Raw genomic sequence first — 14,855 nt, forward strand, 5'->3', positions numbered from 1 at the left:
GAGGTTTTTAAATGTCTATTTTTGAAATTAAACTAGATGACCATAAAGCAAAAAGATACATTGCTCAACCCGTTTGGATTAGACAGGCAGATACACCCGACAAATTGCGAGTGATTTTGGGCGATGGGTTGACCGTTGATAGTACAACTCAATTTGAATTTGATGCAACCAAATTTGACAATCAATTGATACAGGACAAAGAACAATCACATTTTGAATTGTACAAAGATTCAAACGGTGATTCGGTGGGGTTCACTTATCAACTACCCCTTGAATTGTATCAATCAAGTGGATCAACCACGGCAACATATTTTAGAATCAATGGCAGTTCAACATCGAATTTCATTATTTACGTACAACGTGCAGATGGTATTGGGGAAAGTAATTCACTTATATCCGGGGCCAATGAGATACTCACTCAAATGTCCTCAACTTACGAATCGTTACAGGAAGTTTTGGCAAACGCCAATATCGACTCGGAAGACATTACAGCAAAGATTGAATCATTAAAGGCTGATTTACAGGCAATTGAAAAATTAATTGATGACAACAACGTTATTAAGAAGTCCGAGGCAGAAGAGATTATCACAGGAATTGTTAACGCTATGGACTTGCCAACTGATGACACAATTTCAGATCCCGACGTTTTGGCAAAAATTCAGACATTGGGGGCGGTATAGATGGCAGAGAATAATTTAACTACAACTGCCAGAGCAGTAACAAAAGGTGCTTTTGGTGTAAAGATTGCTGATCCAGAAAACAAGGACTCTTTAATTACACGGAAACCAGATGAAAATGGTGTCGTAGATTTATCCGATTTATCAACTGCACCAAAAACCGAGCCGATAAAGATTGGTGAACAAATTGGATTAATTGAATCTGGTTCTGTTAATTCTTGGATATATAGTCCTGCCGACAGTGAACAAGTATTTAGGCTAAATAAGGTTAGTACCGATGGAGCAAATTTGCCGAATGGAATTGCTGTGAAATATATTCAAACAAATTTAGTTGCTAATGTTAATGGAAAACTATCTGGTAGTGAATTCACATTAGAAGATATGTTGAATAGAACTGTAACACCGATTTCTCCCAATGCAAATGGGATTTCTGATTTTTCTGATAACGGATTTACAATTGAAAAAAGCGCTATTCCTAACTTAATTGGGAAAACTGTGAGTTTCGATTTTGAACCCACGTTGACAAATTTTGGTGGCTTTAGAGCAGTAAATATGGCAGAACCCGACCCTGTTTCAATTTCGATTAGAGTATTAACGCTATATATACAACTGGAAGTTGTTGAAGAAGAATTACTAATTCATTCAAAGTTTATTGCTGATGGTAATGTTGGTGAGGCAAGAATTCCAATCAACGATATTACGGCATATTAAGGCGGTGAACAAATGAATGATTTATCAAAGGTTGCCGACTTAGCAACAAAAACAATAAGAACAATCAAAATTAAAAATTCTGATGGGGAAATCGTAACAATTAACGTTGATCAAAATAATGTGATTGATCTTAGCAATTTGAGTGGGAGTTCTGGACCGAGTAATCCAGCAAGTCCAGTAGAGACGGAACCAGATCCCAATCCATCACCAACGATCGACTATTTGCCAAGTGGAACAGTTTTGTACACCCGCAATGGTGTTCTTCCTTATAAAGAAAATATTGCGTTACAGGGGGTTACAGGTAACTTTGAGAATATTGAGAAAGGTATTCAATTCAATTTTTCTGACAAGTCAACGAGTTATGAAATTGGTGGTTTGATACTAAAATCGACTTATTACCCAATTGTGTCGGGAATTGTTTTTGATAATCAAAGCAAGTTCCCATTAATGTTGAAAAAAGAACAGTTATCAGCAAATAAGCAAGTTGTAAATTATAAGTCCTCGATATCGTTAACAGCTAAAACCGACTCGGGGGTAAGCGCCACAGTTACAGCTACAAACTTGTACATTGAATTAACTCCAAATAGTAACGGAACAATTGGGGTGTCAAGCCGAAGCCGTATGCCTGTTGATGGACATGGCACGCTTGACTGGATATTAAACAACGTTGTTGTTATTTAAGAGGGTGTAAAAATGAAACAACAACTACTACACATACACCGTCACTATCAGAGAAATTGGATATGGTTCTGGCTTTCAATATGTACTGCATATTTGGGTTTGTTCGTAAAAAGTCAAAGAGATATTTTAAATCAAGCGCCGCCATGGCTCGGGTTCGTTGGATTATTAGACACGTCCCTTATGGTGGCGCTTTTGTTTGCAATCGCAACGGCAGGTGTATTGATATCGATTTGGAACATTAAACTTTGGAACATCAAAAATATATTCGTGGGTTTTTTAAGTGCAGTATGGGTGTATTTTTTTATAACGTTTATTCAAATTGATATTGAATTGAATCAATTCTCGATTGGAGCAGGATTAACCGCCTTTGTTATCGTTCTGATTGTTCATACAGCAAAGGCGGGTGGATAGAATGCAGCATGATTGGGTTACTGTTTTGGGAATGCTTATCTCGCTAGTTATGGGGGTGATTGTGGCGAAAATCAACCAAAGGGCACCGGACAAGGAAACCGATGGTGAACTTATCGACAAATTAAGGGCACAACTAACCGATATTCAAACTCGGGATATAAAAATAGTTCAATTAGAATCGGAAATTGCACGGCTAAATCATTCAATTACTTTACTTTCCGAACAAATTGAAGAGTTAAAGGAGCAATCACAATGAATTGGACAGATTGGCTTGCATGGTATTAAAAATAATGAATAACAATAGGTAGGGAAAAACATGGATTATATTTTAGGTTTAAATTTGATTAGTGCAGGAGAACTTACGTTGATTGGCGTTGCCGTTTACGCAATTACTCAAGCAATCAAGATCAGTAAGATTAAGTTAGCAAATAAGTATTTACCGTTTGTATCAATGATTTTGGGGGTGTTAATTGGTCTGTTTGTCGGCTTTATGCAAAATGATTCAAGTCTTTATCAAAGCGGATTTGCTGGCTTTTTGGTCGGCGCAGGTACAGCAGGACTATTTACAGGATTTAAAGGCGTAGCGGGTGGTTATTCTACCGAATGGAAACCAACCAAAGAACAAAAAAATCTGGATATGAAAGGATAAAATATGTTTAATCCTAATATCATTAATAAGACATACACACTAGGCGATTACCAAGGTGATACACGGCTAGCTTCTAACCGTTTTATTATCCTCCACGAATCTGGAAACGATAACGACAAGCGAGATTCACAAGCGTTACTACATGAAGTACAGTTCATGCACAATAACTACGGCAATGCTTACGTCCAGTTTTTTGTTGGTTATATGGACGGCAAGGCTCAAGTGTATCAAGTCGGTGAACCAGGCTACGTATCGTGGGGAGCATTAACAGCTAACCCTTATGCCCCCGTACAAATCGAGTTTGCAAGAACAGGCGACAAGCAACAATTTCGAGAAGCCTATCGTTTGTATGTGGAAGTAGCTCGCTACTACGCTAATGCTTACGGTATCCCACTTGTTCTAGATGGTGGGGGCAATGGAATCAAGACACATCAATGGGTAACTAATAATTTTGGCGGTGACCACGTTGATCCTTACCCTTACTTTGCAAGCATGGGTATCACTAAATCACAGCTAGCATATGACCTTGCAAACGGATTTGATGACGAGCCCGAACCAGAGAAGAAAGCCACTATTAATAATGTGGTGACTGTGACAGCTGACTACTTCAAAGCATTTACCACAACAAATAGCAAAGGCGTTCCCCATATTGGGACTGATATCCTTAGTGGAACGGCATGGCAATCAGCTGATATTCTAGTACGTGATAAAAAAGCATACTTTAAAATCGGCAATGATACTTACATTCCACAGTCTGTCACTGACAAGGCGGGCAAGATTGTTATTAACTATCTAGACGGTTACGGAGTTAATGCATACAATTCTAAAGGTCAAAGCATAAAGGACAGCAACCAAGTATTTAAAGGTGGCACTTCATGGGCAACCGGTGAAGCACTATTTAAAGTACCTAATGTAGGCTGGTGCTACTAAGTTTCCACAGATGAATATATCCCAGTTAAATTCCAGCAAGGTTCTGGATTCAAGGGATAAAAGATACAATAATACCCACATCTATTAAGTTAGGTGTGGGTCTTTTTTTGTGCATATAATTTGAAATAATTTTCGTAATATAATAATATTTAAATACAATTAAAGAGAAGGAGTGATTTTATGCATTGGTTATGGGTTCTTATTGTAGGCGCGATTATTGGAGCAATTGCTGGAGCCATCACTAATAGAGGAAAATCCATGGGATGGATTGCTAATATTGCAGCGGGGATCGTTGGATCATTTATTGGTGAAGGAATACTTGGATCATGGGGACCACAACTTGCAGGAATGGCAATCATTCCTTCATTACTCGGAGCAATCGTACTTGTATTAATTGTATCCTTTGTTACTAAAAAAATAGCATGAGGAGGATAAAAGATGAATGTATTAAAAGGAGCTTTTACTTTCATGGCAGTTAGCACTTTAATAGTTGGAGGTGTCCTAGTTGCAGGCACAATCATTGCAACAAAGGGTGTAGATTCTGCTGGAGATAAGTTACAAGAAAAAATTCACTAAAATATATAGACAAGGAGACTTTAAAATGAGTATTGATAGTAAAAAAGATATGATCAAAGGTAAAACAAATGAGACGGTCGGTAAAGCAACTGGCGATGATAAAAAGGAATTAAAAGGCAAGATACAAGAAAAGGTTAGTCAAGCAAAAGAAAAGACAGATGACATAGTTGATAAAGTTGCTGAAAAAATTAATAACAGGTCTGAGAAGTAATATCAAATTAGCCACATCTACTAATATAGATGTGGATTTTTTGTTTGTGCAACTTTGTTCATGTTAACACTATTTTTAATAATTGAAACAGAAAAACACGCCTATTTTAGACGTGTTTTTCATTCGCTATTGCTTCGCTGTTCCCACATTACTATTTTTTTGAGTACCATTTGAGTACCATGAGTATGAAATTCTACGAAATTTCGTAAAACCTCAAAAAATAAAAACGTTGTGTTATCAAGGGTTTGCACCCTTATAAAACGTAATGAAATGTAAAAAATGGAGATGAGGGGAATCGAACCCCTGTCCAGGCGTAATGCTATGTAAGCTTCTACACTCATAGTTATGCTACTTGAAAGTTCGCCATCATGAACGCCGCATAACCAGGCTAGCCATGATGACTATCCTGATCGATCTCTTTTTAACTATTCAGAAGGGATAGTCAAACGTAGCCCAATTAATTTGAGACCCAATTCTGACCCTTGGGCGAAGTCAGGTTGGATCACGCTTAGACTGTTTTTAGGCAGCTAATGCGTAAGAATTATTATTTTTTGCAGTTATAATTTAACTGATTGTTTTTACGAAACAAAAAAAACGAAGTGCGGCCCACATGCTATTACACATGTCGAATCCAGAACATCCCCGAGATATTCTATTACCGAAACAAACCGGCATATAGTTATTATACATTAAAATTGTGAAAATAAAAAAAATCAGCCTAATTGAGCTGATTTTTTTAAATGGTTATGAACTTATCTTCTATAATAGTACACAATTTAATGACGATACTGGAAATTGCGACAGACATAACGGCCAATCCAAAGTTTAGCCAACTAGTTACGAAGATGTTTCCGATACAGACGAGAGCGTCGACTATAAATAAGGTAATGTATCGATCAACTCCGAAGTGGCGATGAATGATGATCGGTGGCACGGTCGTCCCACCACTCGACATATTCAACGTGTAAAGAATGGCCAGACCAACGCCAAAGACAACACTGCCGACGATGACAGAAGGGAAAATAGGTTTGATCACATCAAAAACTGGGGTGATCAATAATAAAAGTGGTAGCAGGAAACTTCCGAAAACTAATTTTACGGTCGTCATCTTTTCTAAAAAGAAGTATGAGAAAATCAGCATCACGATGTTAATAGAAAAAACTGACAACGAGGTGGGTATGGAAAATCCTTCAAATAGCAGGATAGCTATGCCTGTAGCACCACCAGCAGCGACTTTGCTGGGCTCGAAAAATAAATTAATACTAACAGCAATTAACTCCAAAGAAATGATCATCAACAAGATTTTTGAAATATTTTTTAGATGTTTTTTATTCATGATATTAAATATAGCATTCTTATAATATATTTGCCAAATTCGCTAAGTGCTAGAGTAATCACCATTTCGGTGGATATTAATATGTAATTATTACGAAAATATTACCAAGGTTACATAAATTCCAGAAAATGTAACCTTGAAGGAGTATGCATGTAACATTTACCTGTTATAGTACTTCACATAGCAACGAGAGCTAAACTTTAAAAGTAAGGATGTTATTAATTTATGAAAAAAGTATTATCACTCGCATTTGTTGGTGCCGTTGCACTTACTGCATTTGGTATCAAGACAAGTACTTCAGAAGCCGCTACAACTATTGATAGTAGCCACGTATCTGTAGAAGCAGGTGACTCATACAAGAGCATCGCTGAAGCAAACGGGATTTCCGTTGCAGCTTTGGAACAAGCAAATGGCCGTGAAGTCGGCGGATTCGATCTTATCTTCCCAGGTGAGACGATTACATTGCCTACAACAAGTGCCGTACAACAAAATGTTGAAAGTACACAAACACAACAATCAAATACACAAGCAGCTACACAAAGTGCTGCTACACAAAGCGCCTCAACACAAACTTATGCACCTAGCACAACTCAATCAGCAGGTTCATTCAAGATCAGTTTCTATGATCCAGCTGTCTTAGGTTCAAGCATGGGCTACTCTGGTGTTGCCGCAAACTTATCAGTCTTCCCTAAGGGAACTCAATTGAAGATTACTTTATCTGATGGAACTGTTCTTTATAGAACTGTTAATGACACAGGCACATTCGCATACAGCAACCCTAACCAATTAGATGTTGCTATGCCTAACTCAAGTATCCCTTCATACGGTGTAACTACTGCTTCTGTTGAAGTTGTGGGATAAAAATTGATTTAATTAGGACCCTATTTAGGGTTCTTTTTTTTGCCTAAAAAAATAGTTTAAGAATAAAAAAAGACGATAAGCGTTTTACTGACCAGTAAATTCAGCACAACTTTATCGTCTATCAAATATTATTCTGCTTTGTTAGAAATAAATCCTTTTACCAAATTTCCATAGATCATTGAGAAATTCATTGATCCGGTCGTAGGCTTGATTAGCCTTGGGATGATCTCGGATGTATTGCTTTTGATATGTTGCGTTAAGATTATCTTTGCGAGCCAATTTATTAGAGCTATCTTGGAGATTTTGGTAAGTCTGATTCTTCATTAGGTTGTGCCATTCTTTAAAGTTCATCAACAACACCTCTTTATCAAATAAGATTAGCAGTTGACAATAAAGATGGCAATTTTATTGTCTTATTTATTTTTAACTAGTTCCAGGAGAAAGCGGCCTCCGGTTTAGAAACTGTCGGCAGGCACTGCTTCGAAGATATAAAGTAGTGCCTTCCATTTTTTCTTGCTAAAATTGCTACAATTGGATAGTGCTTTTTACCTCTATCCTCAAGGATGTGAAAATGAGTTCCGGTGCACAGCGGCCTCCGGTTAACACAGGTGGTCGAGGCACGACTTCGCCGCACCTGGTTCGACCACACGCGGTAATCCTCAGCAGCTACCCGTGCACCTCCACTCTCTGTTTTTAAATCCTCGGCAGCTGACCATCTCCTTACACTCTCTATTTTGAATTATTTAGGGAGGCTCCTTTGTAAAAGCCTTATTGGCATGACGGATCAATTTTACTTCGTTTGAAATATAAACTGGAGACCAAGGACTACTGCTCGATTTGAAATGCTTGAGAAAAAATTGCTTGAATTTTTTACTCATTCAGGAACCTCCTCAAATGTTTTGACAATTTATATTACATTTTCAGCATAACAGTTTGTGATTTTGATTTGGGGAAATATACACAAATTTTACAGTAAATTCACATTTTGTTATCGCTAAAACTAATCAAATGAAATTCATTTTAATAAAACAGTTGACTTTCGATCCGGGGATGTTTATTATTTAACTCAACTTAAAAAACTAATTAACCAAACAAATGGATCAGGGGAAGTAATTCATCTATTGACGTACAGAAAGCCTCTACTAGCTGAGATGAGGACGAAATGATGAGTGAAAATGACCTGTGATTGGTGCGCTGAGTCGAAAGATCAAGTGGCAATGGCTGGTACCCATTACAGTACACGCGTATAGATTTATTGTACGTTGTTGAGAGGATAAGTGTAAATTTATCCTAAATTAGAATGGTACCGCGGAAAGCCGCTTCTATTGCAAATTTATATTTGCGTAGGAGCGGCTTTTTTTAGTTTTAAGTTTAAAAATAAGGGGGAACCACCATGAAAAAAGCACTTCGGATTCTTTTAGTTTTAGTAGCAGCATTTTCACTTTTTGCCTTAGTTGGTTGTGGAAATAATTCATCAGAAAAAACAGTCAAGGTGGGTATTATGACCTCCGACGACCCAATTTGGAAACCGATCAAAGCTAAGTTGAAAAAACAAGGCATCAATTTAAAGCTAGTCGAATTTAATGATTTTAATCAACCAAATCAAGCCTTATCGCAAGGTGAACTAGACATCAATGCTTTTCAACACATTTACTTTTTGAATAATTGGAACAAGACGCACAATACTAATCTAGTTTCAATTGGAACAACTGTTATTGCACCACTTAGAGTTTATTCAACTTCGATCAAGTCGATCAATGACCTCAAGGATGGCGATAAAGTCACTATCCCAAATGACGCCACAAATGAAGGTCGAGCTCTACAACTATTAGAAACAGCAGGCTTGATCAAACTGAAGAAATCAGCCTTACCAACCGTAAAAGACATTACTAAGTACAATACGAAGATCAAGGTCACACCTTTAGATGCAGCTCAAACAGCTCATTCATTAGACGATGCGAAAGCAGCAATCGTTAATAACACCATCGCCGCCAGCGCTGATCTTCCTAATAATGAAGTGATCTACAAAGAAAAAATCACGAAGAAATCGAAGCAATGGTTGAATGTCATTGCAACAGATAAGAAAAATAAAGATAATCCTACATTCAAAAAAGTTGTCAAAGCATACCAATCTGAAGCAAATGCAAAGAATATTAAAAAGCAGTACAAAGGAACGACTTTACCAGCTTGGGATTTGAAGCTTTAATAATTATATTTTTTCCTTAAATTATTATTTAAATTTGACAATCAGTTTAGCAAATTGTATTATCAACTCAACGATTAGTTAGAAAATTATTAAATTAAACAAATAGATCAGGGGAAGTAATTAGAGATCTGACACACAGAAAGTTATCATTCGCTGAGAGATAACAGACGATCCTTTTGAAAATGACCTGTGATTGGTGCGCTGAGTCCTATGGATAAAGATGCAATGGGTGGTATCCATTACAATACACGCGTATAAGAAGTTTTTGTACGTTGTTAAGGAGATGAGTGTAAGCTCATTTCGAATTAGAATGGTACCGCGATAAGTCGCTTCTAATTGAAATCAATTGATTTCAATTGGGAGCGACTTTTTTGTTTGATCGATTTTTTAACTTTGAGAAATGATGTTCTTAAAGGAGGAATCCGCTTATTAAACAATTAGCCAATTCGCCAGGAACCATTTTGACACGTTGTTTGAAAGATAATAGATAGTAATTGAATTAAGGGGAAAGTAATGAATAAGAGTTTTAAAGCATTAAAAGTTTCACTAGTTTTGTTTGTCGCAATGTTTGCAGTTGTGATCTTAGCTGGATGTGGTAACCATCACGATGGTAAGACGATCAGAGTCGGGATCAATGCTTCCGATTCGCCGATTTGGGAAGTAGTTAAGAAGAAAGTTAAAAAAGAAGGCATCGACCTAAAGATCCAGGAGTTTAACGATTATAATCAGCCTAACATGGCACTAGCTCAAGGTGGCCTTGAGATGAATGCTTACCAGCATACTTACTTCTTGGATACTTGGAACAAGGCTCATCATACTGATCTAGTTCCGATCGGCTACACGATCATCCAACCATTAGCGATGTATTCACACAAAATCAAGAAAGTTTCTCAGATCAAGCAAGGTGCTAAGATCACGATCCCAAATGATTCCTCAAACGAAGGTCGTGCTTTACAACTATTACAATCTGCTGGATTGATAACTTTGAAGAATAAGAAGATACCATCAGTCAAAGACGTTACTTCAAACCCGTTGAAGTTGAAGTTTATTACGTTAGATGCAGCGCAAACTGCTCGTTCATTAGATGATGTGACAGCAGCGGTAGTTAACGGAAACGTGGCTGCTGATGCCAAATTTGATCCAAAGAATGCCGTTTATCGTGAAAAGATCACGAAGAAGTCTAAACCTTGGATCAACATTATCGTTGCTGAAAAGAAAGAAAAGAATAACAAGAATTACAAGAAAGTAGTCAAGGCATTTCAATCCAAAGAGACTGCCAAAGAAATCAAGAAGATCTATGGGAATAATGCTGTGACTGCTTGGAATTTGAATTTGAAATAACTCAGGGGTGGAATTACTAATGAAGAAATTGAATAAAATTGCAAAGATATTTTTAGTACTTTGCGCAGCAGTATCATTTTTCGTTGTCGCTGGATGTGGCAATAATTCATCAGGAAAGACGGTTAAAGTTGGGATCTATGGTTCAGATGACCGGATCTGGAAACCATTAGCTAACAAATTGAAGAAACAAGGCATCAACTTGAAATTAGTCGAATTTAACGACTACAACACACCAAATAAGGCTTTGACCCAAGGCGAACTAGATATTAATGCCTTCCAAAACTACCACTTCATGAACGACTGGAATAAAGTCAATAAGGGTAATGTTGTTGCCATTGGTGATACATACATAGCTCCACAAAGAATTTATTCAGACAAGATCAAGAAGCTCAGTCAACTGAAAAACGGCGACAAGATCTCGATTCCAAGTGATGCTACTAACGAAGACCGTGGTTTGAGAGTTCTTCGTCAAGCAGGATTGATCAAATTGAATAATTCCTCAATGTACACTGTTAAAGATATTACTGAAAACAAGAAGAATTTGAAGATCACACCATTAGATGCTGCTCAAACAGCACACTCCTTAACGGACGTTGCTGCAGCGGTTGTTAATAACGATGTGGCTCAAGACGCTAAATTAAAGCCAAACGATGCTATATATAAGGAAAAGATCAATAAAGAATCTAAGCCTTATGTAAATATTATTGCGACAACTAAAGATATTAAGAACAACGCAACTTACAAGAAAGTTGTCAAAGCTTATCAAACTGAATATATCGCTAAGAAGATCAAGCAAGTCTACAACGGCTCGACCTACGCTGCTTGGAATTACGATTTTAAATAATCGAGGAGGTAATTTGAATGTCAAAGCTGACTGATCCACTGATTCAACAGTCGATCCAACAATTTAAAGATTATGTGGCACTACCATCAGTTTCTGCTAAGAAACAAGCTCAACCAGAAACGGCTGCTTTCTTAAAGAAGCTATTAACTGATTTTGGTGCAGAAGTGACCATTTGGAACGATTTTGACGTACCTTGTGTCTTTGCCGAAGCAAAGCCAAAACACGAGAGTCAGACGACGATTTTGATTTATGATCATTACGATGTTCAACCAGAAGAACCCCTCGAGTTGTGGGAGAGTGACCCCTTTGAATTACAAGTTACCGACGATAAATTCATTGGTCGTGGGGCTTCAGATTGTAAGGGTGATTTGATCTCACGGATCACTGCTTTAAATTTGTATCGTCAAGAAAATGGAGACTTGCCTTGCAATGTCAAATTCTTGATTGAAGGTGCCGAAGAAGTTGCTAGTCAACATCTAGAAGACTATTTAAAGCTTCATCAGGATAAATTGGCTTGTGACTTAGTGATCTGGGAATCTGGCTTCAAGAATGAACACGAACAATTTAGTTTCAACGGTGGAACTAAGGGAGTCATGTGTTTTGAGCTTGAAGCAAATTCAGCCGATATCGATCTGCATTCGTCATTTGCGGCTGTCGTCGATTCAGCTACTTGGCGATTAGCTCAAGCACTGAACGTTTTACGAGATCCTGATGGTAAGATATTGATCCCTGGTTTTTACGACGACGTCAAGCTTCCAAGCGAACGTGAAAAGCAATTGGTCGATCAAGCTATCACGCCTGATTATCAAGAAAAATGGGGTTTGACGGTCCCACTATTGAAACATAAGTCGGTCAATTATAATTTGACATTTGAACCAACTATTAATATAGAAGGGATCAGTAGTGGCTGGGAAGGACCTGGTGTTAAAACCGTTACTCCTAAGTCAGCTAAAGCGAAATTAGAGTTTCGACTAGTTCCTGACCAAGATCCACATGATCTTTTTGAAAAATTATCTAAGTACTTAACGGATCAAGGCTTTTCAGACATTAAGGTGACATATTTAATGGGAGAAAAAGCTTATCGTTGGGATCTAGATAACCCGATCGTTGATACATTGATCCAAACGGCCAAAGATTATTACGGTGGCGATGACAAAGTTGAAGCACTGCCTTCTAGTCCTGGTACTGGTCCAATGTACGTGGTGAATAAATATGCTAAAGCACCGATCATTGCTTGTGGGATCAGTTATGCTAAAGCTGGCAATCATGCCCCAAACGAGCATGTGCGCATTCAAGATTATTTAGACTTTATAGACTTTTTTAATGAATTTTTAGGAAAAATTGCAAAGGAGTAAGTTAATGACAGATACAAACAAAATTGTTCAATTAAAAGATATCGATGTAACGTTCGATGTTGACGGGAAGAAAATTGAGGCGGTTAAAGATATCTCATTGGATGTTAACAAGGGTGATGTCTTCGGTATCATCGGCTACTCAGGTGCTGGTAAAAGTACTTTGGTCCGTGTGATCAACTTATTGCAACGTCCAACTGCCGGATCAGTAGTAGTCAATGGTCAATATATGCTCCAACTTAACTCCAAGGAATTAAGACAAGCAAGAAAGAATATTGGAATGATCTTCCAACATTTTAATTTAATGAATTCATTGACTGTTTACGGTAATATTGACTTTCCTTTGCGTGATTCAAAATTATCCAAAAAAGAAAGAAAAGAAAAAGTTGAGCATTTGCTCGATCTAGTTGGTTTAACCGATAGGGCAAACAACTATCCGTCACAACTTTCCGGTGGTCAAAAACAACGTGTCGGTATCGCTAGGGCTTTGGCAAACGACCCTGAGATCTTGATCTCTGATGAGGCCACTAGTGCCTTGGATCCAAAGACTACGACTGAGATCTTGGATCTATTAGGGAAATTAAATAAGGAACTCGGTATCACCGTGGTGATCATTACTCACGAAATGGATGCGATCAAGCAAGTATGTAATCGTGTTGCTGTTATGGAAAATGGTCAACTGATCGAAGAAGGCAGTTTGCTGACGATTTTCGGACATCCTAAGCAAAAACTTACGAAAGATTTTGTTGATACATCAACACAGATCAAGTCAGCTCTTGAAGAAATCGAGTCCAGTGGTATTGTCCATGATCTGTCAGGGCGCTTGATTGAGCTTCAATTCACTGGTGACGTAACTAACGAGCCGATCGTAGTCGGTTTGTATAAACGTTTTAATGTTTCAGCAAGTATTCTTTTCAGTAATATGGAAAGACTACAAGGGACTACCGTTGGTATTATGTTATTGGCCTTGAGTGGTGATGATGACAAAGTTGCTGAGGCAGTTAAATACTTGAACGATCTTAAGATCAATGTTCACGAAATCAACCTTTCAGAAAGTGAGAGTGCAAAATAGATGTCAAATTTTATTAATACAGTTTTTCCAAATGTAGTTGCTAATTGGTCCGGCGATAATGGTTTTGTCGTTGCCATTTGGCAAACATTGTACATGACATTTGTCAGTGCCGTCTTTGCCGGCGTTATCGGTATTATTTTAGGAATTTTATTAGTTATCACTGCGGAAGATGGGATTACTCCTAACAAGGTTTTTTACCAAATCCTTGATAAGTTAGTTAACCTGTTCCGTTCGATCCCATTCATTATTTTGCTTGCGGTTATTGGTCCATTTACTAAGTTGATCGTTGGTCAGACGATCGGACCTGAAGGTGCTTTGGTTCCGTTGGTTGTTGGGACTGCTCCTTTCTTTGCTCGTCAAGTTCAACTTGCTTTGGTTGAAGTTGATCATGGTGTGATCGAGGCTGCTGAAGCTATGGGCTTGTCACCGATGAAGATTATTTTCAGAGTTTATCTGAAGGAAGGTTTGCCTGAGTTGATCCGGTCTGGTACTTTGACTACGATCAGTTTGATTGGTTTGACTGCTATGGCCGGTGCTGTTGGTGGTGGTGGCCTTGGTAATATGGCTATCTCGGTTGGTTATCAACGATTTGAAAATGATGTTACTATTGTTTCTATGCTTTTGATTTTGGTGCTGGTTTTTGTTATTCAGGGTATCGGAGATTTTGCTGTTCGGAAGCTTGAACATTAATAAGTTTTATAAATAGGGAAGTATTTAGTTTGCTGCTGGTTAGGGTGGTATTGCTTGTATTTCCCTTTTTTATTTGTATCGATGTGAGAGAGCTATGGCAGACAGAAGCGTTTTATTTTGTTGGAGGTCTGTTAGTTTGTTTGGTTTGCTGGGTGGGAGGTAGTAGTTTGGTTGGTACGTTCAATGCCGACTCCGGGGCCCGGGGATACAGCCACTGGAACGCTGCCGGCTGCTACAATTTTTTTAACCGGACAGATGAAAAACAATAATCAGTCCGGGAGACGATAACAATGAGTAGGAAAAATAA

At 37.9% G+C, this 14,855-nt stretch carries 20 protein-coding genes and 1 other RNA gene; 17 read left to right on the top strand and 4 right to left on the bottom strand.

Going from position 1 to position 14,855, the window contains the following annotated elements; translation table 11 throughout:
* Window positions 1–11 precede the first annotated feature (11 nt).
* The 10 genes from EKM78_RS03910 (at window position 12) to EKM78_RS03950 (ending at window position 4,846) form a co-directional block, all read left to right on the top strand.
* Window positions 12–680, top strand: a complete 669-nt coding sequence (locus tag EKM78_RS03910; protein ID WP_125769576.1) for a hypothetical protein — start codon at window positions 12–14, stop codon at window positions 678–680.
* The gene (locus EKM78_RS03915; protein ID WP_125769578.1) at window positions 681–1,388 is read left to right on the top strand and encodes a hypothetical protein; all 708 of its coding nucleotides are present in this window, start codon (window positions 681–683) and stop codon (window positions 1,386–1,388) included.
* A 12-nt stretch (window positions 1,389–1,400) separates the two neighbouring features.
* Window positions 1,401–2,069, top strand: a complete 669-nt coding sequence (locus EKM78_RS03920) for a hypothetical protein (protein WP_125769580.1) — start codon at window positions 1,401–1,403, stop codon at window positions 2,067–2,069.
* A 12-nt stretch (window positions 2,070–2,081) separates the two neighbouring features.
* Window positions 2,082–2,480 carry a hypothetical protein gene (locus EKM78_RS03925; RefSeq protein ID WP_125769582.1) on the top strand — a complete coding sequence of 133 codons (399 nt, stop codon included), beginning with the start codon at window positions 2,082–2,084 and terminating at the stop codon, window positions 2,478–2,480.
* Between the two features lies 1 nt (window position 2,481).
* A complete protein-coding gene (locus tag EKM78_RS03930; protein WP_125769583.1) occupies window positions 2,482–2,736 on the top strand; it encodes a hypothetical protein in 255 nt (84 codons plus the stop codon).
* A gap of 60 nt (window positions 2,737–2,796) precedes the next feature.
* The gene (locus tag EKM78_RS03935; protein ID WP_125769585.1) at window positions 2,797–3,129 is read left to right on the top strand and encodes a holin; all 333 of its coding nucleotides are present in this window, start codon (window positions 2,797–2,799) and stop codon (window positions 3,127–3,129) included.
* Window positions 3,130–3,132: 3 nt separating this feature from the next.
* Window positions 3,133–4,059 (top strand): N-acetylmuramoyl-L-alanine amidase, encoded by a 927-nt coding sequence (locus EKM78_RS03940; RefSeq protein ID WP_125769587.1) that lies wholly within the window; start codon window positions 3,133–3,135, stop codon window positions 4,057–4,059.
* A 180-nt stretch (window positions 4,060–4,239) separates the two neighbouring features.
* Complete coding sequence (locus tag EKM78_RS03945) at window positions 4,240–4,485, top strand: GlsB/YeaQ/YmgE family stress response membrane protein (protein WP_057766900.1); 246 nt, start codon at window positions 4,240–4,242, stop codon at window positions 4,483–4,485.
* Window positions 4,486–4,497: 12 nt separating this feature from the next.
* Window positions 4,498–4,635 (top strand): hypothetical protein, encoded by a 138-nt coding sequence (locus EKM78_RS12525; protein ID WP_164507192.1) that lies wholly within the window; start codon window positions 4,498–4,500, stop codon window positions 4,633–4,635.
* 25 nt (window positions 4,636–4,660) lie between these two features.
* Window positions 4,661–4,846: a CsbD family protein gene (locus EKM78_RS03950; protein ID WP_057766902.1), complete on the top strand. Its 186-nt coding sequence runs from the start codon at window positions 4,661–4,663 to the stop codon at window positions 4,844–4,846.
* Window positions 4,847–5,123: 277 nt separating this feature from the next.
* Here the strand turns inward: EKM78_RS03950 and ssrA are convergent.
* Window positions 5,124–5,490, bottom strand: a transfer-messenger RNA (tmRNA) gene (gene ssrA, locus EKM78_RS03955).
* A 92-nt stretch (window positions 5,491–5,582) separates the two neighbouring features.
* On the bottom strand, window positions 5,583–6,182 hold the full coding sequence (locus tag EKM78_RS03960; protein ID WP_125769589.1) for a YitT family protein: 600 nt from the start codon (window positions 6,180–6,182) through the stop codon (window positions 5,583–5,585).
* Window positions 6,183–6,407: 225 nt separating this feature from the next.
* Here EKM78_RS03960 and EKM78_RS03965 point away from each other — a divergent pair, with 225 nt between their 5' ends.
* Window positions 6,408–7,043, top strand: a complete 636-nt coding sequence (locus EKM78_RS03965) for a LysM peptidoglycan-binding domain-containing protein (RefSeq protein WP_125769591.1) — start codon at window positions 6,408–6,410, stop codon at window positions 7,041–7,043.
* 141 nt (window positions 7,044–7,184) lie between these two features.
* Here EKM78_RS03965 and EKM78_RS03970 read toward each other — a convergent pair whose 3' ends face one another.
* Window positions 7,185–7,394 (bottom strand): hypothetical protein, encoded by a 210-nt coding sequence (locus tag EKM78_RS03970; RefSeq protein WP_125769593.1) that lies wholly within the window; start codon window positions 7,392–7,394, stop codon window positions 7,185–7,187.
* Between the two features lie 392 nt (window positions 7,395–7,786).
* Window positions 7,787–7,921 carry a hypothetical protein gene (locus tag EKM78_RS13230; protein ID WP_281273586.1) on the bottom strand — a complete coding sequence of 45 codons (135 nt, stop codon included), beginning with the start codon at window positions 7,919–7,921 and terminating at the stop codon, window positions 7,787–7,789.
* A gap of 515 nt (window positions 7,922–8,436) precedes the next feature.
* Between EKM78_RS13230 and EKM78_RS03975 the strand changes: the two genes are divergently transcribed.
* The 6 genes from EKM78_RS03975 (at window position 8,437) to EKM78_RS04000 (ending at window position 14,548) form a co-directional block, all read left to right on the top strand.
* A complete protein-coding gene (locus EKM78_RS03975; protein ID WP_125769595.1) occupies window positions 8,437–9,249 on the top strand; it encodes a MetQ/NlpA family ABC transporter substrate-binding protein in 813 nt (270 codons plus the stop codon).
* A gap of 513 nt (window positions 9,250–9,762) precedes the next feature.
* Window positions 9,763–10,590: a MetQ/NlpA family ABC transporter substrate-binding protein gene (locus EKM78_RS03980; protein ID WP_125769597.1), complete on the top strand. Its 828-nt coding sequence runs from the start codon at window positions 9,763–9,765 to the stop codon at window positions 10,588–10,590.
* Window positions 10,591–10,609: 19 nt separating this feature from the next.
* The gene (locus EKM78_RS03985; RefSeq protein ID WP_125769599.1) at window positions 10,610–11,434 is read left to right on the top strand and encodes a MetQ/NlpA family ABC transporter substrate-binding protein; all 825 of its coding nucleotides are present in this window, start codon (window positions 10,610–10,612) and stop codon (window positions 11,432–11,434) included.
* Window positions 11,435–11,451: 17 nt separating this feature from the next.
* Entirely contained in the window at window positions 11,452–12,789 is a 1,338-nt protein-coding gene (locus EKM78_RS03990) for a M20/M25/M40 family metallo-hydrolase (RefSeq protein WP_125769601.1), read from the top strand.
* 4 nt (window positions 12,790–12,793) lie between these two features.
* Window positions 12,794–13,858, top strand: a complete 1,065-nt coding sequence (locus EKM78_RS03995; protein ID WP_125769603.1) for a methionine ABC transporter ATP-binding protein — start codon at window positions 12,794–12,796, stop codon at window positions 13,856–13,858.
* Window positions 13,859–14,548, top strand: coding sequence for a methionine ABC transporter permease (locus EKM78_RS04000; protein ID WP_125769605.1), 690 nt, complete (start codon window positions 13,859–13,861; stop codon window positions 14,546–14,548).
* Window positions 14,549–14,855 lie beyond the last annotated feature (307 nt).

It is taken from the genome of Companilactobacillus furfuricola, from assembly GCF_003946325.1.
GTDB lineage: Bacteria > Bacillota > Bacilli > Lactobacillales > Lactobacillaceae > Companilactobacillus > Companilactobacillus furfuricola.

Excerpts from the sequence above, each read along its gene's own strand:
- EKM78_RS03915 (WP_125769578.1), top strand. The coding sequence starts at position 681 with ATGGCAGAGAATAATTTAACTACAACTGCCAGAGCAGTAACAAAAGGT.
- EKM78_RS03980 (WP_125769597.1), top strand. The coding sequence starts at position 9,763 with ATGAATAAGAGTTTTAAAGCATTAAAAGTTTCACTAGTTTTGTTTGTC.
- EKM78_RS12525 (WP_164507192.1), top strand. The coding sequence starts at position 4,498 with ATGAATGTATTAAAAGGAGCTTTTACTTTCATGGCAGTTAGCACTTTA.
- EKM78_RS03960 (WP_125769589.1), bottom strand. The coding sequence starts at position 6,182 with ATGAATAAAAAACATCTAAAAAATATTTCAAAAATCTTGTTGATGATC.
- EKM78_RS03910 (WP_125769576.1), top strand. The coding sequence starts at position 12 with ATGTCTATTTTTGAAATTAAACTAGATGACCATAAAGCAAAAAGATAC.
- EKM78_RS03930 (WP_125769583.1), top strand. The coding sequence starts at position 2,482 with ATGCAGCATGATTGGGTTACTGTTTTGGGAATGCTTATCTCGCTAGTT.
- EKM78_RS03925 (WP_125769582.1), top strand. The coding sequence starts at position 2,082 with ATGAAACAACAACTACTACACATACACCGTCACTATCAGAGAAATTGG.
- EKM78_RS03940 (WP_125769587.1), top strand. The coding sequence starts at position 3,133 with ATGTTTAATCCTAATATCATTAATAAGACATACACACTAGGCGATTAC.
- EKM78_RS03950 (WP_057766902.1), top strand. The coding sequence starts at position 4,661 with ATGAGTATTGATAGTAAAAAAGATATGATCAAAGGTAAAACAAATGAG.
- EKM78_RS03990 (WP_125769601.1), top strand. The coding sequence starts at position 11,452 with ATGTCAAAGCTGACTGATCCACTGATTCAACAGTCGATCCAACAATTT.
- EKM78_RS03995 (WP_125769603.1), top strand. The coding sequence starts at position 12,794 with ATGACAGATACAAACAAAATTGTTCAATTAAAAGATATCGATGTAACG.
- EKM78_RS03975 (WP_125769595.1), top strand. The coding sequence starts at position 8,437 with ATGAAAAAAGCACTTCGGATTCTTTTAGTTTTAGTAGCAGCATTTTCA.
- EKM78_RS03965 (WP_125769591.1), top strand. The coding sequence starts at position 6,408 with ATGAAAAAAGTATTATCACTCGCATTTGTTGGTGCCGTTGCACTTACT.
- EKM78_RS03985 (WP_125769599.1), top strand. The coding sequence starts at position 10,610 with ATGAAGAAATTGAATAAAATTGCAAAGATATTTTTAGTACTTTGCGCA.
- EKM78_RS04000 (WP_125769605.1), top strand. The coding sequence starts at position 13,859 with ATGTCAAATTTTATTAATACAGTTTTTCCAAATGTAGTTGCTAATTGG.
- EKM78_RS03970 (WP_125769593.1), bottom strand. The coding sequence starts at position 7,394 with ATGAACTTTAAAGAATGGCACAACCTAATGAAGAATCAGACTTACCAA.
- EKM78_RS03945 (WP_057766900.1), top strand. The coding sequence starts at position 4,240 with ATGCATTGGTTATGGGTTCTTATTGTAGGCGCGATTATTGGAGCAATT.
- EKM78_RS13230 (WP_281273586.1), bottom strand. The coding sequence starts at position 7,921 with ATGAGTAAAAAATTCAAGCAATTTTTTCTCAAGCATTTCAAATCGAGC.
- EKM78_RS03920 (WP_125769580.1), top strand. The coding sequence starts at position 1,401 with ATGAATGATTTATCAAAGGTTGCCGACTTAGCAACAAAAACAATAAGA.
- EKM78_RS03935 (WP_125769585.1), top strand. The coding sequence starts at position 2,797 with ATGGATTATATTTTAGGTTTAAATTTGATTAGTGCAGGAGAACTTACG.